Origin of the sequence: Xanthomonas sp. WHRI 10204, from assembly GCF_040202875.1 — a bacterium.
Lineage (GTDB): Bacteria > Pseudomonadota > Gammaproteobacteria > Xanthomonadales > Xanthomonadaceae > Xanthomonas.
In genome coordinates, this window is the sequence record NZ_JBEGDW010000001.1 from 541,704 (window position 1) to 565,630 (window position 23,927).

Annotated in this window: 23 protein-coding genes and 4 other RNA genes; 7 read left to right on the plus strand and 20 right to left on the minus strand. The window is 65.0% G+C overall.

The genetic code is table 11. The features are described 5' to 3' along the window. Nucleotides 1–205: 205 nt before the first annotated feature. Entirely contained in the window at nt 206–1,495 is a 1,290-nt protein-coding gene (hemL, locus tag ABQZ00_RS02405) for a glutamate-1-semialdehyde 2,1-aminomutase (RefSeq protein WP_115554518.1), read from the minus strand. A gap of 305 nt (nt 1,496–1,800) precedes the next feature. Here hemL and ABQZ00_RS02410 point away from each other — a divergent pair, with 305 nt between their 5' ends. After that, the gene (locus tag ABQZ00_RS02410; protein WP_161963133.1) at nt 1,801–4,983 is read left to right on the plus strand and encodes an outer membrane beta-barrel protein; all 3,183 of its coding nucleotides are present in this window, start codon (nt 1,801–1,803) and stop codon (nt 4,981–4,983) included. Between the two features lie 4 nt (nt 4,984–4,987). Here the strand turns inward: ABQZ00_RS02410 and ABQZ00_RS02415 are convergent. Both ABQZ00_RS02415 and thiE read right to left on the minus strand, forming a co-directional pair. Next, nucleotides 4,988–5,063: non-coding RNA, sX9 sRNA (locus tag ABQZ00_RS02415), on the minus strand. A 1,020-nt stretch (nt 5,064–6,083) separates the two neighbouring features. Continuing rightward, a complete protein-coding gene (thiE, locus tag ABQZ00_RS02420) occupies nt 6,084–6,707 on the minus strand; it encodes a thiamine phosphate synthase (protein WP_115528824.1) in 624 nt (207 codons plus the stop codon). Nucleotides 6,708–6,758: 51 nt separating this feature from the next. Between thiE and ABQZ00_RS02425 the strand changes: the two genes are divergently transcribed. Both ABQZ00_RS02425 and ABQZ00_RS02430 read left to right on the plus strand, forming a co-directional pair. Further along, nucleotides 6,759–6,971 carry a rubredoxin gene (locus ABQZ00_RS02425; protein ID WP_372365861.1) on the plus strand — a complete coding sequence of 71 codons (213 nt, stop codon included), beginning with the start codon at nt 6,759–6,761 and terminating at the stop codon, nt 6,969–6,971. A 216-nt stretch (nt 6,972–7,187) separates the two neighbouring features. Next, nucleotides 7,188–7,643 carry a hypothetical protein gene (locus tag ABQZ00_RS02430; RefSeq protein ID WP_115562797.1) on the plus strand — a complete coding sequence of 152 codons (456 nt, stop codon included), beginning with the start codon at nt 7,188–7,190 and terminating at the stop codon, nt 7,641–7,643. Between the two features lie 28 nt (nt 7,644–7,671). Here the strand turns inward: ABQZ00_RS02430 and ABQZ00_RS02435 are convergent, their stop codons facing one another. From ABQZ00_RS02435 to ABQZ00_RS02470, 8 genes are all read right to left on the minus strand, one after another. Further along, a complete protein-coding gene (locus tag ABQZ00_RS02435) occupies nt 7,672–8,553 on the minus strand; it encodes a SirB1 family protein (RefSeq protein WP_055848554.1) in 882 nt (293 codons plus the stop codon). 40 nt (nt 8,554–8,593) lie between these two features. Further along, the gene (locus ABQZ00_RS02440) at nt 8,594–9,040 is read right to left on the minus strand and encodes a DUF192 domain-containing protein (protein WP_115554515.1); all 447 of its coding nucleotides are present in this window, start codon (nt 9,038–9,040) and stop codon (nt 8,594–8,596) included. 251 nt (nt 9,041–9,291) lie between these two features. Next, a complete protein-coding gene (gene rpiA / locus ABQZ00_RS02445) occupies nt 9,292–9,939 on the minus strand; it encodes a ribose-5-phosphate isomerase RpiA (protein ID WP_055848559.1) in 648 nt (215 codons plus the stop codon). Between the two features lie 99 nt (nt 9,940–10,038). Continuing rightward, entirely contained in the window at nt 10,039–10,509 is a 471-nt protein-coding gene (locus ABQZ00_RS02450) for an EVE domain-containing protein (protein ID WP_323537685.1), read from the minus strand. Then, nucleotides 10,506–11,096, minus strand: coding sequence for a 5-formyltetrahydrofolate cyclo-ligase (locus ABQZ00_RS02455; RefSeq protein WP_323537684.1), 591 nt, complete (start codon nt 11,094–11,096; stop codon nt 10,506–10,508). The genes ABQZ00_RS02450 and ABQZ00_RS02455 overlap by 4 nt, the downstream gene beginning before the upstream one ends. A gap of 714 nt (nt 11,097–11,810) precedes the next feature. Next, nucleotides 11,811–11,994: non-coding RNA, 6S RNA (gene ssrS, locus ABQZ00_RS02460), on the minus strand. Between the two features lie 96 nt (nt 11,995–12,090). Further along, on the minus strand, nt 12,091–12,390 hold the full coding sequence (locus ABQZ00_RS02465) for a cell division protein ZapA (RefSeq protein ID WP_323537683.1): 300 nt from the start codon (nt 12,388–12,390) through the stop codon (nt 12,091–12,093). Beyond that, nucleotides 12,387–12,608 (minus strand): TIGR02449 family protein, encoded by a 222-nt coding sequence (locus ABQZ00_RS02470; RefSeq protein ID WP_323537919.1) that lies wholly within the window; start codon nt 12,606–12,608, stop codon nt 12,387–12,389. The genes ABQZ00_RS02465 and ABQZ00_RS02470 overlap by 4 nt, the downstream gene beginning before the upstream one ends. 237 nt (nt 12,609–12,845) lie before the next feature. Between ABQZ00_RS02470 and ABQZ00_RS02475 the strand changes: the two genes are divergently transcribed. From ABQZ00_RS02475 to ABQZ00_RS02485, 3 genes are all read left to right on the plus strand, one after another. Continuing rightward, nucleotides 12,846–13,388: a YecA/YgfB family protein gene (locus tag ABQZ00_RS02475; protein WP_115513786.1), complete on the plus strand. Its 543-nt coding sequence runs from the start codon at nt 12,846–12,848 to the stop codon at nt 13,386–13,388. Nucleotides 13,389–13,401: 13 nt separating this feature from the next. Then, on the plus strand, nt 13,402–14,733 hold the full coding sequence (locus ABQZ00_RS02480; RefSeq protein ID WP_323537682.1) for an aminopeptidase P N-terminal domain-containing protein: 1,332 nt from the start codon (nt 13,402–13,404) through the stop codon (nt 14,731–14,733). 210 nt (nt 14,734–14,943) lie between these two features. Continuing rightward, nucleotides 14,944–15,017, plus strand: a non-coding RNA gene (locus ABQZ00_RS02485) — sX9 sRNA. Between the two features lie 99 nt (nt 15,018–15,116). On the opposite strand, the gene ABQZ00_RS02490 is transcribed toward ABQZ00_RS02485, so the two are convergent. From ABQZ00_RS02490 to rph, 9 genes are all read right to left on the minus strand, one after another. Then, nucleotides 15,117–15,512, minus strand: coding sequence for an XVIPCD domain-containing protein (locus ABQZ00_RS02490; RefSeq protein WP_055848575.1), 396 nt, complete (start codon nt 15,510–15,512; stop codon nt 15,117–15,119). A gap of 31 nt (nt 15,513–15,543) precedes the next feature. Beyond that, a non-coding RNA gene (locus ABQZ00_RS02495) (sX9 sRNA) lies at nt 15,544–15,620 on the minus strand. Nucleotides 15,621–15,685: 65 nt separating this feature from the next. Further along, nucleotides 15,686–17,011, minus strand: coding sequence for a Xaa-Pro dipeptidase (pepQ, locus tag ABQZ00_RS02500; RefSeq protein WP_323537681.1), 1,326 nt, complete (start codon nt 17,009–17,011; stop codon nt 15,686–15,688). Between the two features lie 59 nt (nt 17,012–17,070). Continuing rightward, nucleotides 17,071–17,418, minus strand: coding sequence for a PilZ domain-containing protein (locus ABQZ00_RS02505; protein ID WP_055848580.1), 348 nt, complete (start codon nt 17,416–17,418; stop codon nt 17,071–17,073). Beyond that, on the minus strand, nt 17,415–19,841 hold the full coding sequence (locus ABQZ00_RS02510; RefSeq protein ID WP_323537680.1) for a DUF1631 domain-containing protein: 2,427 nt from the start codon (nt 19,839–19,841) through the stop codon (nt 17,415–17,417). The genes ABQZ00_RS02505 and ABQZ00_RS02510 overlap by 4 nt, the downstream gene beginning before the upstream one ends. A 195-nt stretch (nt 19,842–20,036) precedes the next feature. After that, nucleotides 20,037–21,194, minus strand: coding sequence for a radical SAM family heme chaperone HemW (hemW, locus tag ABQZ00_RS02515; RefSeq protein ID WP_323537679.1), 1,158 nt, complete (start codon nt 21,192–21,194; stop codon nt 20,037–20,039). A 16-nt stretch (nt 21,195–21,210) separates the two neighbouring features. Next, a complete protein-coding gene (rdgB, locus tag ABQZ00_RS02520; protein ID WP_323537678.1) occupies nt 21,211–21,810 on the minus strand; it encodes an RdgB/HAM1 family non-canonical purine NTP pyrophosphatase in 600 nt (199 codons plus the stop codon). Then, on the minus strand, nt 21,807–22,199 hold the full coding sequence (locus tag ABQZ00_RS02525) for a VOC family protein (RefSeq protein ID WP_055848592.1): 393 nt from the start codon (nt 22,197–22,199) through the stop codon (nt 21,807–21,809). Before ABQZ00_RS02525 ends, rdgB begins: the two co-directional genes overlap by 4 nt. Further along, nucleotides 22,196–22,921, minus strand: a complete 726-nt coding sequence (rph, locus tag ABQZ00_RS02530) for a ribonuclease PH (RefSeq protein ID WP_055848595.1) — start codon at nt 22,919–22,921, stop codon at nt 22,196–22,198. The genes ABQZ00_RS02525 and rph overlap by 4 nt, the downstream gene beginning before the upstream one ends. A 113-nt stretch (nt 22,922–23,034) precedes the next feature. Here rph and ABQZ00_RS02535 point away from each other — a divergent pair, with 113 nt between their 5' ends. Beyond that, nucleotides 23,035–23,895 carry a YicC/YloC family endoribonuclease gene (locus tag ABQZ00_RS02535; protein WP_323537677.1) on the plus strand — a complete coding sequence of 287 codons (861 nt, stop codon included), beginning with the start codon at nt 23,035–23,037 and terminating at the stop codon, nt 23,893–23,895. Nucleotides 23,896–23,927: the final 32 nt, after the last annotated feature.

The window sequence follows — 23,927 nt, forward strand, 5'->3', positions numbered from 1 at the left end:
ACGTTCGCGTAAAGCGGCTGAAGCGAACGGGCAGTAAAGGCTCACCGCGTGCAGACGCATCGCTTGCAGCGCAGGCACTGCCGGGCCTGCAGCCGCGCCTCAACGCTTGCAATTGCCCGTGCGGCGTCGATGCCCTGGTCGATCGCCAGCGTGGGCTGGCCACGGCCGGCGATCATGCTGGCAACGCGTGTCGGCGCAGGCGCGCTTAGCGCGCCACGTCCGCAAACGCCTCGCGTGCCGCCGCAAGCGTGGCGTCGATCACCGCCGCATCGTGCGCGCTGGACATGAAGCCCGCTTCGTACGCCGACGGCGCCAGATACACGCCACGCTGCAGCATCGCGTGGAAGAAGCGATTGAAGCTGGTGGTGTCGCACGCAATGGCCTGCGCGTAGCTGTCCACGATTTCGTCGGTGAAGAACAGCCCGAACATGCCGCCGACCTGATTGGTGGTGACTGCGATTCCGGCGGCGTGGGCGGCATCTTCCAGGCCTTCGCACAGCGCGCTGGTGGCCTCGCTCAGACGTGCGTGGAAGCCCGGCTCCTGTACCAGCTCCAGCATCGCCAGGCCCGCCGCCATCGCCACCGGATTGCCCGACAAGGTGCCGGCCTGATAGATCGGCCCGGCCGGAGCGATCTGCTCCATCAGGTCGCGACGGCCGCCATACGCACCCACCGGCATGCCGCCGCCGATGATCTTGCCGAAGGTGGTCAGGTCCGGCGTCACCCCGTACAGCGCCTGCGCGCCTCCCAGTGCGACGCGGAAGCCGGTCATCACTTCGTCGAAGATCAGCAGCGCGCCATGCCGCGTGCACAGCGTACGCAGATGCTGCAGGTAGCCGGCCAGCGGCGGAATGCAGTTGGCGTTGCCAACCACCGGTTCGATGATCACTGCCGCCACGTCGGCGCCGATCTCGTCGAACAGCGCGGTGGCGCCTTCGAAGTCGTTGAAACTGAGCGTGGCGGTCAGCTCGCTCAAGCCCGCCGGCACGCCTGGCGAGGTGGGCACGCCCAAGGTCAGCATGCCGCTGCCGGCCTTGACCAGGAACGAGTCGCCGTGGCCGTGATAGCAGCCTTCGAACTTGATGATGCGATTGCGCCCGGTGGCGCCGCGCGCCAGCCGCACCGCCGACAGCGTGGCTTCGGTGCCGGAGTTGACCATGCGCACCATCTCGCACGACGGCACCAGCCGGGTGATGGTTTCGGCCATGGTGACCTCGGCCGCGCAGGGCGCACCGAACGACAGCCCATCGCGGATCGCCCGTTCCACCGCTTCGCGCACGGCGGGGTGGTTGTGGCCGGCGATCATCGGGCCCCACGAGCCCACGTAATCGATGTAGCGGTTGTCGTCGACGTCGTACAGATACGGACCATCGGCGCGCGCCACGAAGAACGGCTCGCCGCCGACCGACTTGAACGCCCGCACGGGTGAATTGACGCCCCCGGGCAACAGGGTCTGCGCCTGGGCGAACAGGGCGTGGGAGCGGGTGTGATTCATGCGCGCAGATCCTTGAGGAATACCGATGGGGGCATCGACGCCCGGCAACGGGCATCGCGTCCGCCATTGTCAGGCCTGCGGCCTCGCGCGCCTACCCGGCAGAGGCCCGCCTACCCGTCGGAGCCGCCGGGTAGGGGAACTTGGCTGCCTATGATCGAACGCGACGGTATCGACAGTTTGGGTATGAGCTGATGGCGTGCGGTCATTGGCGCCCCGCTGCCGATGTTCAGAAAGTGTGATTGCGGTGGCCGTTGGCCCCGTTCATTTAGCCGCGTTGCCGGCAGTTTCCATCTTGGGGAGAACGCATGAACCGTAGTATCCAGAAGCGTGCTTTGGCGTTGGCGCTGGTTGTGGCCATCGGCAGTGCACACGCGCAGTCGACCACCGGCAGCATCGTCGGCAGCGTGGGGCAGGGCAATGGCACCAGCGTGGTGGTGGAAAACAACAGCGGCCTCAGTCGCGAAGTGCCGGTGGATGCGCGCGGCCGCTACACCGCCGGCAACCTGCCGCTGGGCACCTACAAGGTGACGGTCAAGCGCGATGGCGCGGTGGTGGAAACCCGCGAGAACGTCAGCATCACCGTCGGCGCCAACACCGATGTGTCGTTTGCCGCCGCCAACGCCGCGGGGAGCGGCGTGCAGACCATGGACAGTGTCACCGTCACCGCTGCCGGCCTGACCACCATCGACGTCAGCAGCGTGGATACGCGCACCGTGATCACCGCCGAACAGCTGCAGCAACTGCCGCTGGGCCGCACCGCCGAAGCGATCGCGCTGCTGGCGCCGGGCGTGGTGGTCAACAGCGGCGGCTTCGACAACGGCCCGCTCGGTGGTTCGCTGCCCAGCTTCGGCGGCTCGGCCGCCAGCGAAAACGCGTATTACCTCAACGGGTTCAACACCACCACCATCAGCAACAACCTGGGTGGTCTGACCCTGCCGTACGGCGCCATCGACCAGCAGGAAATCTTCACCGGCGGCTACGGCGCGCAATACGGCCGCGCCAATGGGGGCGTGATCAACCAGATCGGCAAGCGCGGCACCAACGAATGGAAGTTCGGCGCAGCGGTCATTTGGGAGCCGAACGGCTTGCGCGCCAATCAGCGCGATATCTACTGGCGCCCGGACAGCCAGGGCAGCACCGTCAACAACGCCGCTTACCGCTACGCGCGAGCGGCCAACGGCCTGTACCAGCCGGCCAGCGAGGCCGAAGCCAACCAGACCACCTATAGCGCCTACGTCGGCGGGCCGATCATCCAGGACAAATTGTTCTTCTTCCTGGCCGCCGAGCAGGTGGATTCGGACGGCGTGCGCGTGGGCACCAATCGCGACACCGACAACGGCCGCACCGGCGGCCTCACCGACTACGACTACAAGCAAAAGCGCTGGTACGCCAAGGTGGACTGGAACATCACCGACAACCATCTGATCGAGGTGACCGGTGCCAGCGACAAGGCAGAGACCAACGGCTCGATCTATCGCTACAACTATGTCGACCGCCAGCGCGGCAGTTATTTCACCGACGAATCCACCTGGAAAACCGGCCCCACGCTGTTCACCGGCAAGTACACCGGCTACCTCGGCGATAACCTCACCGTGACCGCGCTGTACGGCAAGATGACAACGCCCGACGAACTGACCCCGTTCAACTACGACGCGGCTGGTGGCCCTGTCATCAACAGCGCCGCACTGCAGAATCCGGCGTATACCGGTGGCACCCCGCGCATCGGCAATCAGCTGGTGACCTCGGTCAGTTCGCCCGACCGCGAGTACAAAAAAGACAATCAGCGCCTGAATCTGGAATGGCGTCTCGGCCACCACACGCTCAACTTCGGTATCGACAACCAGAAGTCCGAAGGCATCGATGTCGGCTCGGTGCTGTCCGGCCCCGGCTTTGCGTGGACCTACGGCCAGACCAACGATCCCAACGGACTGGCCACCGGCGGATTGGTCAGTCAGTCGGCCAACGAAGCCGGCGGCATCGGCGCACCAAGCCCGGGCCTGGTCGATCCGGTCAACGGCTCCAGCGGCTATTACGCGGTGCGCAATATCAACACCAGCCTGTACTCGTACGAGGCCAAGCAGCGCGCGTATTACATCGAAGACAAGTGGCAGGTCACCGACAACCTGCTGTTGAGCATCGGCCTGCGCAAGGACGAGTTCACCAACTACACCCCGTTCGGCGACCCCTATATCGAAGTGGACAATGCCTGGGCACCGCGATTGGGCTTCAGCTGGGACGTCAACGGCGATTCCAGCCTGAAGGTGTTCGGTAACCTCGGCCGTTACTACCTCGGTCTGCCGCTGTCGGCGGTGAGCCTGTTCACCCCGGCCACCACCACCGACACCTACTTCACCTACAGCGGCATCAATGCCGATGGCACGCCGGTGCTGGCGCAGCAACTGGGCTCTGCGGTGTCGGCCAACTCGCGTTTCGGCCGCATTGCCGATGTGCGCACCGCGGTGGCCAAGGACATCGAAGGCGAGAATCAGGACGAGGTCATCCTCGGCTTTACCAAGCAACTCGAAAGTGGCTGGGTGCTGGGCGTGCGCGGCACGCATCGTCGTCTCAATGCCGGCATCGACGACCAGAACTACGACGTCTCCAACACGGCGCTGATCAACGCGGCGGCGGCGCAAGGCGTCACCATCGACTTCTCGCAAGTGGCCGGTGCATCGCTGATCAATCCGGGTCAGACCAATACCTGGGGCGTGATCGGTACCGACGGACAGTTCCACGAAGTGTCGGTGAGCCGCGAGGCGGCGGGCTTTCCGAAGTTCAAGCGCAACTATTCGGCGGTGGAATTCAATCTGGAGCGTCCGTTCGACGGCCAGTGGTACGCCAAGGTCAACTATGTCTGGTCGCATAGCTACGGCACCACCGAAGGCCAGGTGCGTTCGGACCTGTGGCGCACCGGCGGCGCGTTGGGCAGCTACCAGGGCCAGGCCTCGGTGTCGACCACGCAGAGCTGGGACCATGCGGCGTTGATGGAGCACTTCAATGGTGATCAATCCAACGACCATCGTCATCAGCTCAAGCTGTTCGGCTTCTACCAGTTCAATCCGCAGTGGGGCGCTTCGGCCAATTTCAGCCTGATCTCCGGCGCGCCGCATAACTGCCTGGGCAACTACTACGGCACCGAGTACAGCGGCCGCGATCCGGCCGGCTATGGCGGCAGTGCGATCACTGGCGGGCCGTACCACTACTGCTACAACCCGGAAACCGGCACCGGCAGTGCTTCGCCCCCCGGTTCGCAGGGCCGCCTGGGCTGGATCGCCCAGCTCGACATGGGCGTGACCTACAAGCCGGCGTTTGCAGACGGCAAGCTGGCGTTGCGCTTCGATGTGTTCAACATCACCAACGAGCAGACCGCAACCAACATCTACCCGTTCTCGCAATTGCCCGACAACACCACCAACCCGCTGTGGGATCAGGTGGTGGCGTACCAGGCACCGCGCTCGGGCCGGGTGACATTGAGCTACGACTTCTAAGCGCGGCTAAAAAACGTAGCGAGCAGTTGCCAGGCGGGTGTGGACGGCGCACTCAGATGCGGCGCGTACGCGCAGTACATACCGATCCGAGTACCGGCTGCACCCGCCTGGCAGCGACGTAGTAGCGTTGTTAGCGGCTCGTAGCGATAGCTTCGAAGAACTGTGTTCTGGCAGCGACGCGTTTTGTACGCGTCGCTGTTTTTCGTTGGGGCGATAGTGTGTTCAGTGGGTTCGATCTTCCGGGCTGACTAGCGACTCGCCGCAGCAGCTCGACACGGTCTGCACAATAATTAGCTTTCCAACCAGTCACCGATCAACTGCACGGTGCGGTGTTCTCGACGCTTGCGGAACCCTGTGGTGGTACGGATGCGGCTACGGGGGCTTCACGGATGGAGCACTGCGTGTCTGGTAAGCGGCGAGGCGCCGCGCGCTCGACTTGCTGCATTTTTGATTTCGGCGATGGATTGCATCTGAAGGACGCACGATGCGAATTGCGATTGTGATTCGCTTGGTCGCGCAGACAGATCAAGAGCAGAGGGGCAGGTCTGCGGCTTGGCTGCAGGGTCCTTGCCCGCCCGCCCTCGCGGGACACGCCGCAAGTACGTCCCTGTAGGCTCTTTGGCGGCATCCATGCCGCCAAAGGTCCCGCGAGGGCGGGCGGGCAAGGACCTGTCGTGAGGGTCGGTGTGCGTGGTGCGAGCGGTGCACTGCGTTGCTATGCGTATGCGATGGGTGCCAGCTTCAGGCCTCTCTGCGCCAGCGTCTGTTGAATGCGATGACGATGCGATTCACAGAGGGCAGCGGCGCGACGTGCTGCAATCAGCTTTCTATCCAGGCACCGACCATCGTCCTTGCGCGGTGTCCTCGCTGCTTGCGGGACCCTTGGCGGCATGGATCTCGCCAAGGAGCCCCAGGGATGGGTTCACGGCGTGTCCCGCAAGCGGCGAGGGCACCGTGTCCTCGATCCTGCGGTATTACACCGACATTCGATCGCATCCAGACAAAGCGACGCTTCGCAAGCGCGGTCGCACGCGTATTCCAGACGTTCTTCTATCTGGAGTGGCGCGTATTGCCCGTAACGCTGTCATCCGCCAGCGACGCTATTGCGCAAACCCGGCCCGATACGCCTGCAATGCAGCAACTGGGTCTGGTGCGGCATAGATGCCGCTGACCACGGCAATCAACTCGGCGCCTGCAGCGACCAGCTCACCGACCTGCGGTGGCGCGATCCCGCCGATGGCCACCCGCGGCACGCCGAGGTTGGCCGCCTGTTGCAGCAGCGCGGGCGTGGCGCGACGGGTCGTTTGTTTGGTAGTGGTGGGGAAAAACGCGCCGAACGCCACGTAGCTGGCGCCTGCGGCAGCCGCGACGTGCGCGCGATCGATCTCGTCGTAACACGACACCCCGATGATCGCCTGCGGCCCTAGCAGCGCGCGTGCCGCCGCCACATCGCCATCGTCTTCGCCCAGGTGCACGCCGTGCGCGCCGACCTGCGCTGCCAGCTGCGCATCGTCGTTGATGACCAGCGGCACGCCGTGGGCGGCGCAGGCCTCGCGCAGGGCGCTGGCCTGCTGCAGCCGTAGTGCCGCGTCCGCCTGCTTGTTGCGGTACTGCAGCCAGGTGATGCCCGATAACAGCGGCGCTGTACGCGCAAGCAGGCGCGGCGTATCGGCGTCATCGGGGGTGATCAGGTAGACGCCGCGGGCGTCTTGCAGCTGGGGCATGGCAGCGCTTCCGAAAGCGATAGGTGGGATGGGACAATGCAGGTCCCACCGTTGCGTGACCGCGATTATCCAATGAGCGACACATCCACCACCACCTACCGCACCTGGATGTGCGTCGTCTGCGGATTTCTCTATCACGAGGCCGACGGCATCCCCGAAGAAGGCATCGCCCCCGGCACGGCCTGGCAAGACGTGCCCGACACCTGGACCTGCCCAGATTGCGGCGTGACCAAGGACGACTTCGAGATGGTGGAGATCGATTGAGGGGGCGCTGATAGAGAGATTTTATCGATCTTATCTTTGGATAATAATGAAATTATCTTCTTGGATAAAAATTTCATGTGTGGAACTGGAAATCCGAATTTTAGAAGAGTAGCCTTCGTGGGCAGCCAATAATGTCTGCCTGAACCGCCGCTTTTTTCGGCTGGTCCTGCTCTTACGTAAGTCTCCGAAATCGTTTCAATACTAAAAGGATTTTTTATGTTGAAGGTATCGATGCGTGCGACGATGTTGGCATTGGCCCTTACAGCTTCATTCGGGGCGATTGGTTCCACGACTGGTCAACAGTCTCTAATCCAGGGCATGGGTGAGCGACTGCCTGCCGGCAAAGCAAATTTAAGCATATCGCCACTATTTAAAGTCTACGTTTTCGAAAAAGCCGGTCTTAAATTTGTCCAGATTAACGCTCTTAACAATGATGTGTTAGCGGTGCTATCCCTCGTGCCCGGTGCAGCATCTCAACTTCCTATCGGAAAGAGTGCACAGAACGCTACGGTGCAAGCAGACGGAATGTTGACAGCTCAGGCGAACTGTCCCTGTAGCGCGCAAGTGGTCTACAGTGATGCTAATTATAATATCGTGGTTATATATGGTGCGAACGGCGAGTATATAACTTCTTATCAGGTGCCAAGGTCTCCGCAGGGTAAACCCCAGTAGCTTTTGGGTCGTTTCCCGACGGCAACAGTCAGTGCGAGCGAGCGCGCTGACTGTTCAATTCCACCAGATGTTCGTGCAGGTTTGCAGCATCCTGCGCGCTGGGGTTGAGCAGCAGATAACGCGTCAGGTCATGCCGCGCACCGTTGCGGTGGCCCAGATGCAGGTAGGCCATGCCGCGGTCGCGCAGCGCTTCGGGTTGGTCGGGCACCAGCTTCAGGATGCGGTCGGCGCTGCGTGCGGCGCGGTCCCAGTGTTCGGCATCGGCGTAGACGCCGTGCAGATTGCGCAGGATGCGGATCAGGATCGCCCGGTGTGGGGCGGGGTCGAGAATCTGCGCCAAAGCGCGGTCGTCGGGAATTTCGCCACCCAGGTGCGGGCGCGCGCGTTCGCGTAGCTCGTCCACGCCCAACGGGCGACCGCCATTGAACGGGTCCATCACCAGTACGCCGTCGTCCACCGGCAGCCGCACCAGGAAATGTCCCGGGAACGACACGCCCGCCAGCGGGATGCCCAGGCGCCGGGCCACTTCGATCTGCACCATCGCCAGCGAGATCGGATTGCCCAGCCGGCGCTCGAATACCTGGTTGAGATAGCTGTTGCGCGGGTCGTAGTACTCGTCGTGATTGCCCGAGTAGCCCAGCTCATCGAACAGGTAGCGATTGACCGCGGCCATCTTCAGCGGCCACAGATCGATCGCATCCACTTCGCGGCGCAGATGCTCGACGTGGCTCTGCACCAGCGTGTCGTATAGCTCGGCGTCCAGCTGCGGATACTCGTCGCGCGCGATCAGCAGCGCGGTGGACATCAACGGCACCGCATCGTCGTCCAGGCTGGCGAGCGCGGTCCAATGGGGAAGTGGGAGCATGTCGACCATGCCGACAAGAGTGTCGGCAAGCGGCGCGGGGTTCAAGTCCGGTACTTCCTGACAGGAGACACCGCATCGCTGTGAATCACTTCAGCTTGGGAATATCCGCACTGAAACCAAGTTCCGCCCCGTCCTGCAGGTTGAGCTTGGCCGCTTGGCCGGCATTGAGCTCCAGCACATAGCGGGCCGGCGCCTTGCTGGGATAAGGCGGGCAGGCATCGCCGGCCGAACAGGGCGGCACATTGCGCTGCTGCGACACCAGCCGGCGTTGGTCGTCGAAATACAGAATGTCCAGCGCGATCTTGGTGTTCTTCATCCAGTACGCCATCGGTTCCTGGCGGTCGTGGATGAACAGCATGCCGCGATCTTCATCCATGGCATCGCGGAACATCAGCCCCTTGGTGCGGTCGGCATCGTTCTGCGCCAGCTCCACCTGATAGCGCGCGCCGGCCAGTTCCACCCAGGGACCGCTGCTGGCGCAGCCGCCGAGCAGGATCAGACACGCAAGAACGAGGAAGCGGACAGGGCGCATGCGACATACCGACGGGGCGAGGGATGGCGCACCTTCTGCCATGCACCGGCGTGCGTCAAGCCGGTGCATGGGTACGTGCTTGTTGGTCGCGCACGCGTCGAGATCGATTTGGCGGTTGATCTGCGGCTTGGCTGCTGCGCCGCTGTCCGCCTATTGGCACGGGACACGCTGTGAATCCATCCAAGAAGGCGCGTAGGCGGCATCCATGCCGCAGAAGGTCCCGTGCGGTGGGCGGGCAACGGCCAGTCGCGTCAGAGCACGCGCGGCGGTTCGCCGCCGACGATCACCACATCGGCCGGGCGGCGCGCGAACAAACCCACGCAGACCACACCGGGAATCTGGTTCAAGCTGCGCTCCAGCGCCACCGGATCGGTGATCTGCAGGTTGTGCACGTCCAGCACCACGTTGCCGTTGTCGGTGACCACGCCGTCGCGCCACACCGGCTGGCCGCCGGTCATTGCCAGGATCTGGCGGGCGACCAAGCTGCGCGCCATCGGAATCACTTCCACCGGCAGCGGAAACGTACCCAGCACCGGCACCTGCTTGCTGGGGTCCACGATGCAGATGAAGCGCTCGCTGGCTTCGGCAATGATCTTCTCGCGCGTCAGCGCCGCACCGCCGCCCTTGATCAGGCAGCGGTTCGGGTCGCACTCGTCGGCGCCGTCCACATACAGCGACAGCGTGCCGGTGTGGTTGAGATCCAGCACCTCGATGCCGTGCTGGCGCAGGCGCGCGGTGCTTTGTTCGGAGCTGGACACTGCCCCCTTGATGCGATGGCCGATACGCCCCAGCGCATCGATGAAGTAGGCCACCGTTGAACCGGTGCCGACACCGACGATCATGCCGTCTTCCACGTAATCGATTGCCTTCTCGGCGGCCAGGCGTTTTGCTTCGGACATGTTGGGGCTCGGGATTGGGAAGTCGGGAATCGGGAATCGCAAGAGCGGCTGGGCTGGGCCGGGATTTGCAAATCGCAACTCCCGAATCCCTATTCCCGGCTACTCCATCGCCAGCAACAATTTCCATTGCGCGGCGGTCACCGGCAGGATCGACAGGCGGTTGCCGCGCGCAATCAGCGGGAAGCCTTCGCCCAACGCATCGGCGTGCTGCTTGATTTCGTCCAGCGAAATCGGGCGTTTGAGTTTGCGCTCGAACGCCACGTCCACCAGCATCCAGCGCGGGTCTTCGCGGCTGGCCTTGGGGTCGTGGTAATCGGACCTGGGGTCGAACTGGGTGTCGTCCGGGTACGCCGCGCTCGCCACCTTGGCGATGCCGACGATGCCGGGCACCTTGCAGTTGGAGTGATAAAAAAACACGCCATCGCCGACCTGCATGCCGTCGCGCATGAAATTGCGCGCCTGGTAATTGCGTACGCCGTTCCACGGCTCGGTGCCGACGCGCTCCAGATCATCGATGGAAAACGTGTCCGGCTCGGACTTCATCAACCAATAGCGCTTGCGGGCAGTCATACAGAGAGGGTGTCGTCTTTCAGGAAAGTGGCGTGTTCGGTACAGATGGCATCCATCGCCACGTCCCAGGATTCGGTCGGCAACGCAGGTACCTGTTGCGCAGCGAAGCCGACGCCGACCAGCCAGGGCGGTGGCGCCTGGCGATGCCGGAACGCGAAGCTGCGATCATACCAGCCACCTCCCATGCCCAGCCGCCGACACGCGGCGTCGAAACCGGTGAGCGGGGTCACTACCAGCGCCATCTCTTCGGGTGCAAGCAGCTCGGTGCGCTCCACGTCCGGCTCGGGAATGCCGTAGCGATTGCTGACCAGGCCCTGGCCCGGCCGCCACGGCGCAAAGCGCAGCACGCGGCCGTCCAGCACCGGCAGGCAATAGCGCACCTGCGCCGGCAAGCTCAGTTGCCAGCGATGCAAGGCGATCTCGCCGTCCATCGCCCAATACCCGGCCACCGCGCCGGTCTGCGGCGCAAACGGCAGCGCCAGCAACTGCTCGGCCAGTGCATCGGCAGCGGCCAAGCGCTGCGTGGCCGGCAGGCTGCGCCGCTGCGCGCGTAGCTGCTTGCGCAACGCCTCTCGGTCCTCGGTCATTGGGGTCTCGCGGCGGTGAGGGAGGCACATTGTCGGTGGCAGGCGTCCACCTGCCTAGCGGTGTGTCCGGAAGGGCGTGCTGGCAGTCCGTCGGGTTTCACGCAAGCCGATCTCTTTGGCGGTGTCGTCGTGCGGATCACGCTCATGCCATGCCACCTGATTGCATCGCGTGCGCGACATCATGCGCGGGTGGTCATACACGCGGTCGCGCCATCGGCACGTGGCGTGCTCGCAGGAGCGCGTGGCGCGATGGGCTGGACCGCTGCGCGCGGCAAGGATCTGGCTTCGTCACTGGAAGCGCAGGCGCTGCGGAACCACCAACTGGGCTTTATTGGAAATCGAACCGACGAAAGGAGATGAGTTCAGGTGCGACCAGGCCTAAGTGCAGCGGTGCAAGGCGCACGCATCGCCTTCGGTGCCGATTCGGCGGTGTTGGGTTCGGGTTCGCGCACCGGCGATCCCAGCACGGAGTCGGTGGGCAGTGGCATGGTCGCGGCATCCGGCGACGCGTCGCACCAGTGCGGTGTCAATCGGCGTAAACGCGCCAGGGCATAGCTGCGCGAGCACAGATAGCGTGCAAACGCACATGGCAGCACTGCCGCAAAGTCATGCTCACGCCTCAGCTGCAAGCGGTGGATGCACAAGTGGAGGCACAAACGGACAGGCTTCGAACGCACAAAAAGAAACGACGCCCGAAGGCGCCGTTTCAGATTTGCATTCTCCGCCGTGACGATGCGGGCGAAACGACCTTGAACCCGGGGTTCAAGTGGGGACGTTGTGAGGCCATCGGGCTTCCCGCTACAAGGCGGACTTGCACACCCGGCTTCGTCGCGCCCCCATGGTCGTAATTAAGGGACAAGGCGAATGTTTTGCACGCTGTCGTTTACAGCAGAGAACGCAATCGAATTATAGACCTCTGCTGCGCGATGGCTAGCCCATTCGTCGGCGCGCGCCCTGCAAAGTTCATCTTTGCGACGACACTGCGACGTAGGCCTCAACGCGGCGTGTCGGCAACGCTGTCCATACGACGATTCAAGGTGTCGAGCGTGTTGGCCAGTTCGCGATCGTAGAGTGCCTGCTGATCGCGCACCTGCTGCAGTTCGTGCGCAAGATTGAGTGCGGCCAGCACCGCGACGCGATCCACCGCCGCCATACGGTTGCTGCCGCGAATCTCGCGCATGCGCAGATCCAGCAGCCGCGCTGCGGCGGTGAGACTCTCGCGCTCTTCTGCGGTCACGCCAACCGTGTATTCACGATCCAGAATACGCACGCTGACCGGCTCGGTGGTACTCACGTGTGCTGCTCCAATGACTTCAATCGTACGATCATGGCTTCCACCCGTGAACGGGCCTGCTCGTTCTTGGTCAGCAGCTGCGAGCGCTCGCCGATCAGCTGTTCCTGTTGGTGCCGCAGGCTGCGGTTTTCGTCGGTCAGCCGTTGAGTTCGCTCGACCAGCGCCTCCACGCGGGCGGCAAGTGCGCGGAGTTGAGTGAGGGCGGCAGCGTTATCCATGCGCTCACGATAGGGGCGCGTGCGCGCGGCGGTCAAGCGCCGGACGACCGGTGGCTTACGTGCCGTCAGGCTAAGCCCGCCAAGGCATTGGGCCAGATCGCGCCAGTCCGGCGTAGCGCGCGTGGAACGCTGCATGGAACGTCGCGGTAGCAGCCGATACGGGGTGCCTTGATACACTGGGAAGTCTGATCGCCCGCGCATGCGTGGGCGCCTTCTGCCCTTAGCCTGGATGAGTCGATGGATCTGCCTGACGTAACCGCTGTGCAAACTGAAAGTCGTCAGCTCGCGCTGGCGTCCTCTGCGGCGGAGTTGCATGGCGGCTTATGCGGATGGCTGTCCGGCGGTGGTGCCGACAGCGGCGACTGGCTGGCGCGCATCCTGGCCGACACCGCGCAGGTGTCGCCCAAACAGGGTGGCGCGCTGGATCAGATGCGCCAGGTCACGGTTGCGCAGCTGGAAGATCGCGATTTCGCGTTCGAGCTGCTGCTGGTCGAAGACGGCGCCCCGCTGCCGGCGCGCACCGATGCCTTGTTCGACTGGTGCCGCGCGTTTCTGGGTGGTTTCGGGCTGGCCGCGCAGCAGCGCCCGGCGCTGAGCGAAGAGGGCGAGGAAGCGTTGCAGGATCTGGCGCGTCTGGCGCAGGCCTCCAGCGACGACTTCGATGCCGGCGAAGAAGACGACACCGCGCTGGCCGAGATCGAAGAGTTCGTGCGCGTGGCAGTGCTGTTGCTGCATGGCGACTGCGTGATGGGGCCGCGTTTCCGTCAACGCTTGAACTGATCGCCGCGCCGATATGAAAAAGCTCACCGGGATCGGCGCGGCCGAATACGCGCGCCGGCGCAAGCAGCTCATGCAGATGGCCGGCGAGCAGGCCATCCTGATCCTGCCGGCTGCGCCCGAGCGCATCCGCAGCCACGACACCCATTACCCGTATCGGCAGGATTCGGACTTTTGGTATCTGAGCGGGTTTCCCGAGCCGGAAGCAGTGCTGGTGTTGGTGCCCGGGCGCAAGCATGGCGAAGCGATCCTGTTCTGCCGCGAGCGCGATGCCGAGCGCGAAGCATGGGATGGCCCACGCGAGGGCCAGGAAGGGGCGGTGGAACGCTACGGCATGGACGATGCGTACCCCATCGACGACGTGGACGAGATTCTGCCCGGGTTGCTGGAAGGCCGCACCCGGGTCTATTACCACTTCGGGCGCGATGTCGATTTCGATCTCAAGTTGATCGGCTGGCTCAAGCGGGTGCGCGAGCAGGTGCGTCATGGCGCGCAGCCGCCGCACGAGTTTCTGGAGCTTGGCCATCTGCTGCACGAGCAGCGCCTGTTCAAATCGCGCGACGAAATCGCCTTGATGCAGCAGGCCGCCGACATCAGCGTGCGTGCGCACCGTGCGGCGATGCGGCTGGCGCGCCCGGGCGTGCACGAGTACGAACTGCAGGCCGAGGTGGAGCGCGAATTCCGCGCTGCCGATGCATGGCCGGCGTACGGCAGCATCGTCGGCACCGGCAGCAACGCGTGCGTGCTGCATTACCGCGCCAACAATGCGCGCAGCCGCGAAGGCGAGCTGGTGCTGATCGACGCCGGTGCCGAATACCGCGGTTATGCAGCCGATATCACCCGTACTTTCCCGGTCAACGGCCGCTTCACGCCCGCGCAGCGCGCGCTGCACGCGTTGGTCGGCGCGGCGCAGGCGGCTGCGCTCGCACAGGCGCGTCCCGGCGTGGCGTACGAGGCCGGCCATTTGGCTGCGGTAGAGACCTTGACCGAGGGGCTGCTGCGCCTGGGCCTGCTCAAGGGCAAGTTGGAGCGCAACATTGCCGAGGAGCAGTACAAGCGGTTCTATCGGCACAAGACCGGGCATTGGCTGGGCCTGGATGTGCATGACGTCGGCGATTACCGCTTGGCCGGCGACTCGCGCCTGCTGGAGCCCGGCATGGTGTTCACCATCGAGCCTGGGCTGTACGTCTCCGCCGACTATACGAGCGTGGATGCCAAGTGGCGCGGCATCGGCATCCGCACCGAAGACAATGTGCTGATCACCGCCGATGGCCATCGCGTGCTCACCGATGCGCTTGCGCGCAGCGCCGATGAGATCGAAGCGGAGATGGCCGGCGTCAGTGTGTAGTTGCTGACAGGTCGAGCGTCTGGATCGCTAGCCGCGTTGCCGTCAGCACCTTCACACAGACGCTGGACGCTTGGTATTGCGATGCGTCACCGCAATCGGCTGGTCGGCCGGCGCAACCGCACACGCAACTCAAGATGCGCGATGGACTTGGAGCAGCCAACAAGACAGCTGTGCAGTCGCCAGGCGGACTTGGCTGGTGCTCGGTACGGCATGTACCGCGCGTGCATTTCGTTTCTGAGTGCGTCGTCCTCATCCACCTGACGACTCGCTGCGTTGTGTGAGCCGATCTCAATGATTCGCGCCGAGCGTGCTTCCAACCAGTGCGCGCGCCATCGATGTGACCTTGCCTGACGCGGCGCGAGCACGACGCGCCGGCAGTGCCACTAGCCCAACTGCGGCGTCTGCGTGCGCTCTGGCTGTTGCAGTGCCTCGCCAGGTGCGGCGATCTGCCGCGCACGCTCGAATGACTGTTCTTCGGGCGTTGCCAGTGCCTGCTCGGTTTTCATGTGCGCGCGCAGATGTGTCGGGTTGGCGGGATCGCCCTGCACCACGAACACGTTTTCGCCGCCGTGCACGCCGGTCTTGTTCGCTTCGCTCATCAGCACGTGATCCACGCGCGACAGCCCGCCTTCCTTCGCCAATGGCAGCAAGGCGGCAGTGAGTCGCGCGCTGGTCTGGTCTGGGTCGCGCCCATGCGCGGCGTCGATCGCATGCACGCCGCGTTCGATCTGCTGATACATCGGGTGGTCGGGGTGCGAGGTCTGGCGTGGATCGTTCATGGCGATGCTCCGTGCTGTGCAGTGTAAGAGTGGCTAACAAACCGTAGCGAGCAGTCGTCAGGTGGGTGTGGACGGCGCGCTCAGAACCGGAGTGTACGAGTGGTGCATGCCGCACCGAGCGCCGCCCGCGCCCGCCTGGCGGCTGCGCAGTGGGTTTTTTTAGCTGCTCTGAATCAAGGTGCGGCAAACACCGGCCGGGTCAGGTTTTCCGGTGCGTCATCGGTGCACACCACTTCGTCTTCGATGCGAATGCCGCCGTAGGGCTTGAACTGCTCCACGCGCTGCCAGTCGACGCTGGCGGCGTGGCCGTTCTTTTTCACTTCGTCCAGCAGCATGTCGATGAAGTACACGCCGGGTTCGATGGTCACCACCATGCCGGGTTCCAGGACGCGGGTCAGACGCAGAGCCGGATGGCCTGCCGGGCGTTCGATGCGGCCGCCGCGGTCGCTGGCGGCGAAGCCGGCCACATCGTGCACCTGCAGGCCGATCAGGTGGCCCAGGCCGTGCGGGAAGAACGCGGCGCTGACGCCGGTGGCCAGTGCGGCTTCGGCCGACACGGTGAGGATGCCGAAATCCTTGAGGATGCCCATCAGGGCTAAATGCGCGTCCACATGCAGTTGCTTGTAATCCACCCCGGCGCGCACGCTCTGGCCCATGCGCACCTGTGCGGCATCGACGGCGTCGATCAGCGCCTGAAACTCGCTGCCGGGGTCGGCGGCGTAGGTACGGGTGATGTCGCTTGCGTAACCGTCTGCCGACGCGCCGGCATCGATCAGAAAGCTGCGCAGCGATTGCGGCGCATGTTGGCCCAGCTCGGTGTAATGCAGCACTGCGCCATGTTCGTTGAGCGCGATGATGTTGCCGTACGGCAGCGTGTTGGCGTCCTGGCCCACCGCAGCGCAGTAGGCCATGTGGATGCCGAATTCGCTCTGGCCTGCGCGAAACGCCGCTTCGGCCGCGCGATGCCCACGCACCGCCAATTGCTGGGCGATGCGCATCAGCGCCAGTTCGTACGGCGTCTTGAAGGCGCGCTGATAGTCCAGGTAATCGATGACCGGCTGCGGGTTGTTCGGCACATAGGCGCCCAACGCACTCTGCGCTTCACCGAGGATGGCGCAGCGTTCGCTGCGCGCGGGCAGCAGCTTCAATGCCTCGTCCGGGGTGCGGATGATGTGGATGTCGCAATGCTCCACCCACCAGCCGCTGGGGGCGTCGGGCACCACGTGCCAGTAGTCGAACGGCTGATAGAAGAGCACCTTCGGGCGCTGGCCCGGGGTGTAGATCAGCCAGCTGTTGGGGATGCGCGTCAGCGGCACCCAGGTCTTGAACTGCGGGTTGACCGCGAACGGGTAATCGCGGTCGTCGAACAGCTGGTAGTGCGTGGTGCCGCTGGGCACCACCAGGTGATCGAAGCCGCCGCGCTGCAGCGCTTCATCCGTGCGCGCGGTGAGCGTGCGCAGGTGGTCGGAATACAGGCGGCTCATGGAAGGCTGGGTCATGCGGAACTCGGTCGCGATGCAAGGCAGGGCGCAAGTTTGCCGCAAAGCCTGTGAATCGGTCAGCCGACCATGTGTTCTTCGGCGATCCAGGCGCGCAGGCGCAGGCGATGCGGCTCGGACATGCTCAAAAAACGAAAGCCCGCCCAGGCCTGTCCCGGCGCATGTGCGGCCTCGGACCACAGCAAGTGCACGCCGACATCGATTTCGGTGGCGCGGCCGATGCGCTCGGGCAGGCTGAAACGCAGCTGATACAGCGCGTCGTCGTGCAACGGAACCGAGGCCAGCAGCAACATGCCGGTTTCGGAGACATTGCCGACCCGGCCGATCTGCGCGTCGCTGAGCATGTCGACGACCGGCACCATGTCGCTGGGCTGGCGGCGCGGGGCGCGGCGGGTGTCCTGGATCATGCGGAGGCCTCGGTGGGGGAGTGGCCAGCCAGACTGCGTAGCGTGCGCACGGTGGCATGCCAGGCGCGATCGATCAGCCGCGATTTTTCTTCCACCAGCAAGCGTGCCTGGCCGCTGGCCATCAGCCGCGCCAGACCATCCAGCGATTGCTCGCCGAGCTTTTGTCCGCGCTGATTGACGAACAGCGCGTTGCCGGTCATCGGGCTGTACCAGGACAGGCGCTGCCGACGCAGGTCGCCTTGTTGATTGATCACGAATTCGAACCAGGTGCCGAAAGGCAGGCTGCGCAGCTGCACGTAGCAGGCTTCCTCGTCCGGCGTTCGCGGTGTGATGGCCGGCTTGCGCGCGGCGGTGTCGCCCTGGTCGCCCAGCCGCGCGCGCGCCTTGAGTTTGGCGGTGAGCTCGGTGCGCGAGGTGAGCGCATCGTCGCCACCGGGCGTGGACAGGCGTCGCGCGATCGCTGCCGCTTCATCGTGGTGATAGCCGACCTGCAGCAACGCGGTTTCGACGTCGGTGCCCAGCGCGATGTCGGTTGGCAGTCCCTTGCTGCGGCAGGTGACTTCGGCGATGCGCGCGGTCAGGGCCTGGCGCTCGTCCCATTCGGGCGATTGCTCGCCTTGCCGCAGCAGGGTGAGCGTTAGGACGTCCGACCACGCCTGGCGCAGCAGCGATTGCACGAAGCGCGGCGGCGCGCTGTCTTCGCAGAGTTGCTCGATGCGTGCCTGCGCCTGCTGCTTGGCCGATTCCAGCCGTTCCTTGCCGCGTGCGGCATCCACATGCCGGCGTTCGGCCACTTCGGCTTTGCGCGCCAGGTTGCGCAGATGCGTCTGGATATCGTCGTTTGCGGTTACAAACACCGCCTCGTCGCCCTGGTAGTTGTTGACGATTGTGTCCACTGCGCTGCCCAGCTTGTGCAACAGCTGCGGGTCGACGTCGTCGTCCCCTAACCACACCGCGCCGGACTCGGCCACGGTATTGAGCAACTCGCGCACCGGGTGCTGGTCACGCACGAAGAAATGCGTGTCGGCCAATGCGGCGCGCACCACCGGCACCTGCAGCTTGGCGAGCAGGGCCTGCGCGGGCGTGTGCTCGCGCACTTCGCGTTGCATCTGTGCGTAGAGCAGACCGAGCAGATCGAAGGTGTCGTTGTCCTGCGGCGACAGTGCGGCATCCGCGCCGTGCTCGGCGCGTAACAGTGCCAGCACCTGACGCTGCACCGCATCGATGCCGGACGCCTGCGACGCTGCAGCCGGCTGCGCGCCCAGCGCGCCTTGCAGGCTGGCCAGCGCCTCGCCGAGCGCCGCTTGGGGCACGCTGACCGGGGTAGGGCCGGAGGGTTGCGCAGAGGGCTGTACAGACGGTTGTGCAGCGGCGGCCTGCACCAGGCTGCCCGGCGCGCCGCGCTGATGCATGCCAGCGCTGGCTGCTGCCTGCGACTGGCGGGCCGAGGACATCAGGCTGTCCAGCGCGTGTGCGGCGTCGTCCAGCGCGGGTGAGGTCGCTTGCGCAGTTGTTGCTGCGGGGGGCGCAATCGCGGACGTACCGTGCGCATCCAGCAGCGCGCTCTGCCATGCGGTTGGCGCGGATTGGCCGGCCCATGCGGTGGCCGGGCGCGCGCCGGGTTGCGCGGCGCCGGGCGTGCCAGAGGTTGCAGCGTTCCTGGGCGCGCCTGCGCTGTCCGGCAAGGTGCGGCGTGTCTGCACCTGCGTGGGCCTGACCAGATACGGGTGGTAGATCAGCCCCGGCAGAATGCCTTCCTGCGCCAGCGTGGCGTTGGCGCTCTCGTACAGGTCGCCCAAGCGGTCCATCACCTGGTGCTCGAACACCTTGTACAGCGCCAGTTGACCATCCAGGTTGAGGCCCATCAGCTGGCCGCACTCGCGCAGGATCCGGCAGAGCGCGTAGGGGCCAAGCGGCAAGGCATCCAGCTCGAACTCCGGCACCGCGCCGATCACCGCCAGCCGCTGCGCCAGCAATTGCAGCGCATCGGCACGGCGTGCCGTTTCGCGGCGGGCGATCTCGCTGAGCACGATATCGCGGTCGATATCGGTGTCTTCCACCAGGGTCAGCATCTGCGGCTGGGCCGTTGTCTCGGCGGGCGGCATCAGCGTGGGGCGTTCGCGCAGCAGGGCCAGATCCTGCGCCATGTGCTGCAGGAACAGCTGCGGGAATTGGTCGATGTGATCGCGTAGCCCACGCATCTGCGCGTAGGTATCGGCCTGAATCTGGCTGTTGCGCGCGTGTTCGGCCCGGTGCAGCAGTTCGCGCTCCAGCTCGACGATGGTCAAGCGCAGTGAGCCGTTGAGCGCCTGCACGCAGTGCGCATGCAGCATGCCCAGCAGGCGACGGCCACGCGCGGACACGGGTGCCTCGGCGATCGGGCCGCTGAGTGTGGGCTGCAGGGAAGAAACGGGCGTGGACATCCGGGAGGGTGGGCTCGATGCGAAGCGTGAGCTATGTAGCATGTTTTCCCACTGCCCAGCGACCCTGTGGGCGCTGGCAGTCGATGCGTCGCTGTCTGTGCGTGTACGTCGGCAGGAGCGTGCGCCGGTAGCTGCAGCGTTGCCAGCCGTCGTATCAGCGTGCTGCCGACAACGCCTGCAGAGCGACGTGCGCGGTCAGCTCAGGAACAGTTCGACCACATCGTTGGTAAAGCGGCGGCCCAGTTCGGTGGGCACCACACGTCCGTGCTGCTCGATCAACCACCCCTGTGCCACCGCACGCGCCACCGGCGCAGCGATGGCCGCGGCAGCCAGGCCGGTCGATGCCTCGAAATCGCTCAGGCGAAACCCTTCGTGCAGCCGCAACAGATTGAGCATGTATTCGAACGGCAAGCGCTCGCGCGGCACGACTTCATCGCCGCCGATCGACGCGGCGGTGCCGGCACTGGCCAGATAGGTTTGCGGGTGCTTGTGTTTCCAGCGACGCAGCACGTGCTGCTCGGCGCCGGAACTGATCTTGCCGTGCGCGCCGGCACCGATGCCCAGGTAATCGCCAAAGCGCCAGTAATTGAGGTTATGCGCGCACTGTCGCCCGGGTTTGGCGTAGGCGCTGACTTCGTACTGCGCGTAGCCGGCGTCGGCGAGCAACGCTTGGCAATGTTCCTGGATATCCCAGGCCGCATCGTCGTCGGGAATGCCCTTGGGCGGCTGCGCGAAGAACACCGTGTTCGGTTCCAGCGTGAGCTGGTAGTGCGACATGTGCGTGGGCTGCAGCGCGAAGGCGCGCTCAAGATCGTGCTCGGCCTGCAGCAGCGTCTGCTCGGGCAACGCATACATCAGGTCGATGTTGAAATTGTCGTAGCCGGCATCCTGCGCCAGCTTGATCGCGCGCTCGGCATCGGCGCTGTCATGGATGCGGCCCAGCCGCTGCAATGCCACATCATCGAAGGTCTGCACCCCGAAGCTCAGCCGGTTCACGCCGGCCGCGCGGTAGTGCTCGAAGCGGCCATGTTCGGCCGTGCCCGGGTTGGTTTCCAGGGTGATTTCAAGGTTCGGCGCAAACCGCAGCCGCGCCGCTGCGGCCTGCAAAAAACGGTCGATCGCCTCGGCCGGAAACAGGCTGGGCGTACCGCCACCGAAGAACACCGAATGCACCACGCGTCCCCATACCAGCGGCAGATCCGCATCCAGGTCGCGGATCAATGCATCCACGTAGTCCTCGAACGGCAGCACGCCCTTGGCCGCGTGCGAATTGAAATCGCAGTACGGGCATTTGCGCACGCACCAGGGCAGGTGCACGTAGAGCGAGAGCGGGGGCGGGATCAGGTCGGGCACTGCGTGAGGTCGTCCGTTACAGCGCGAGCGCGTGCAGCTTGTGCTGCAGCGTGGCCAGCGCCACTGCGCGGTGGCTGAGGCGGTTCTTCAGCTCGCTGTCCATTTCCGCTGCGGTCAGGCCGTAGACGGGGTCCAGGAACACCGGGTTGTAGCCAAAGCCGCCATCGCCGCGCGGTTGCGTGGTGATCACGCCTTCCCAGCTGCCTTCGGCGATCAGCGGCTGCGGATCTTCCGGGTGACGCAGTAGCACGATCACCGCGTAAAAACGCGCGCTGCGGCGTTCGGCGGGCACATCGCGCATGGCGTCGAGCAACTTGGCGTTGTTGGCCTGTGCATTGGTCGGGCTGCCGGCGTAGCGCGCGCTGTACAAACCGGGCGCACCGCCAAGCGCATCGACGATCAGACCGGAGTCATCGGCCAGCGCGGGCAGGCCGGTGATAGCGCTGGCATGGCGCGCCTTGATCAACGCGTTCTCGACGAAGGTCAGGCCGGTTTCCGGCACATCGTCCACTCCGAGTTCGCCTTGCGCGACGATGCGCAGCGGCAGTGCGGCCAGCATCGCGCGCAGTTCCTCCAGCTTGCCGGCGTTGCCGCTGGCCAGGACCAGTTGTTTCATTGTTTGGGCTCCAGCAAATCCCACTTGGTGCCGTACAGATCGCGGAACACCACGACCGTGCCGTACGGTTCTTCGCGCGGGGTTTCCAGAAATTCCACGCCAAACGCCTGCATTGCCGCGTGGTCGCGCCAGAAGTCGTCGGTGTAAAGAAAATGATCCACCCGCCCACCGGTCTGGTCGCCGATGCGCGCCTGCTGCGCGGCGTCGGCCGGCTGCGCAAGCAGCAAGCCGGCGTCCTGCGCGCTGCCCGGGCCGATCACCACCCAGCGTTTGCCGTCGCCCAACGCGCGATCTTCCAGCACCTGGAAGCCCAGCGCGCCGGTGTACCAGGCAATGGCCGCGTCGTAATCGGCGACCAGCAGCGTGGTCAGGGCAATGCGCCGGCTCATCCGGCCAGTGCAGCGCGTTGCAGTGCGAACAATTCGCCCATGCCCTTTTCGGCCAGAGCGAGCAGCGCATTGAGTTCTTCGCGGCGGAACGCGTGGCCTTCGGCGGTGCCCTGCAGCTCGATGAAGCCGCCGCCATCGTTCATCACCACATTCATGTCGGTGTCGCAGTCGCTGTCTTCCGGGTAATCCAGATCCAGCACCGGCTCGCCGCGATAGATGCCCACCGACACCGCAGCGACGGCGCCGATCAACGGATGCTTCTTGATATCGCCGCGCTTGAGCAGCAGGTTCACCGCATCGGCCAGCGCCACGTAGGCGCCGGTGATCGCCGCGGTACGGGTGCCGCCGTCGGCCTGCAGCACGTCGCAGTCCAGGGTGATGGTGCGCTCGCCCAGTGCGTTGCGATCCACGCAGGCGCGCAAGGCGCGGCCGATCAGTCGCTGGATTTCCAGCGTGCGCCCGCCCTGCTTGCCGCGTGCGGCTTCGCGGTCGGAGCGGGTGTGGGTGGAGCGCGGCAACATGCCGTATTCGGCGGTGACCCAGCCTTCGCCCTTGCCGCGCAGGAAGTTCGGCACACGGTTTTCCACGCTGGCGGTGCACAGCACGCGGGTGTCGCCGAAGCTCACCAGCACCGAGCCTTCGGCATGGCGGGTGAAGGAGCGTTCGATGCGCACCGGGCGCAGCTGATCGGCCATGCGGCCGCTGGGACGGGAAAAGGTCATGCGATGAGTCCGGAAGTCGGGAGGTGGGTCTTGGCGCCAATGCACGGCGGGCAGCAGCCGGCCGGTGTGGGCGGCTAGGGTACCATTCGCGCTTTGACGGCACGGGATTCACGATGATCCGAAGCATGACCGCGTTTGCTGGCGGCGAACGCATCACGCCCTGGGGCACGCTTGGTTGCGAGCTGCGCTCGGTCAACCACCGCTTTCTGGAAGTGGGCGTGCGCCTGCCCGAAGAATTGCGTGCGCTGGAGCCGCTGCTGCGCGAACGCGTGGCAGCCAAGAACAGCCGCGGCAAGCTGGACCTGACGCTGCGCTTGCGCGCGCCGGACAACGCACAGACGCTGGCGGTCAACGAATCGCTGCTGCAGGAACTGGGTGCGCTGGCCACGCGGCTGGACGGGCTGTTTCCCAAGTTGCAGGTGGGCTTCACCGATCTGCTGCAGCTGCCCGGCGTGTTGCAGGTGCAGGACGTGGATGCGCCCGCGCTGCAGGCCCAGGCGCTGGCCTTGCTCGACGAAGTGGTCGACAGTTTTGTGGCTGCGCGCGAGCGCGAAGGCGGCAAGCTGGCCGAGGCGATCAGCGAGCGTGTGGATGCGATCGAACGCATCGCCGCCGAGGTGCGCGTTTTGATCCCGGCGATTCGCGAGGGGCAGCGCGCCAAGCTGGCGGCGCGCCTGGCCGATCTGCCGCATCCGGTGGACCCGGGCCGCGCCGAGCAGGAACTGGTGCTGTGGCTGCAGAAGCTTGATGTGGATGAGGAACTGGACCGTCTGTCCAGCCACATTTCCGAAATCCGCCGCGTGCTCAAGCAGCGCGAACCGGTCGGCCGCCGGCTGGACTTTCTGCTGCAGGAGTTCAACCGCGAAGCCAATACGCTGGGCTCCAAGTCGGTGGACAGCCGTACGTCCAACGCCGCGGTGGATCTGAAGGTGCTGATCGACCAGATCCGCGAGCAGGTGCAGAACATCGAATAGCCGTGAATAGGCAATTGGGAATGGGGAATCGT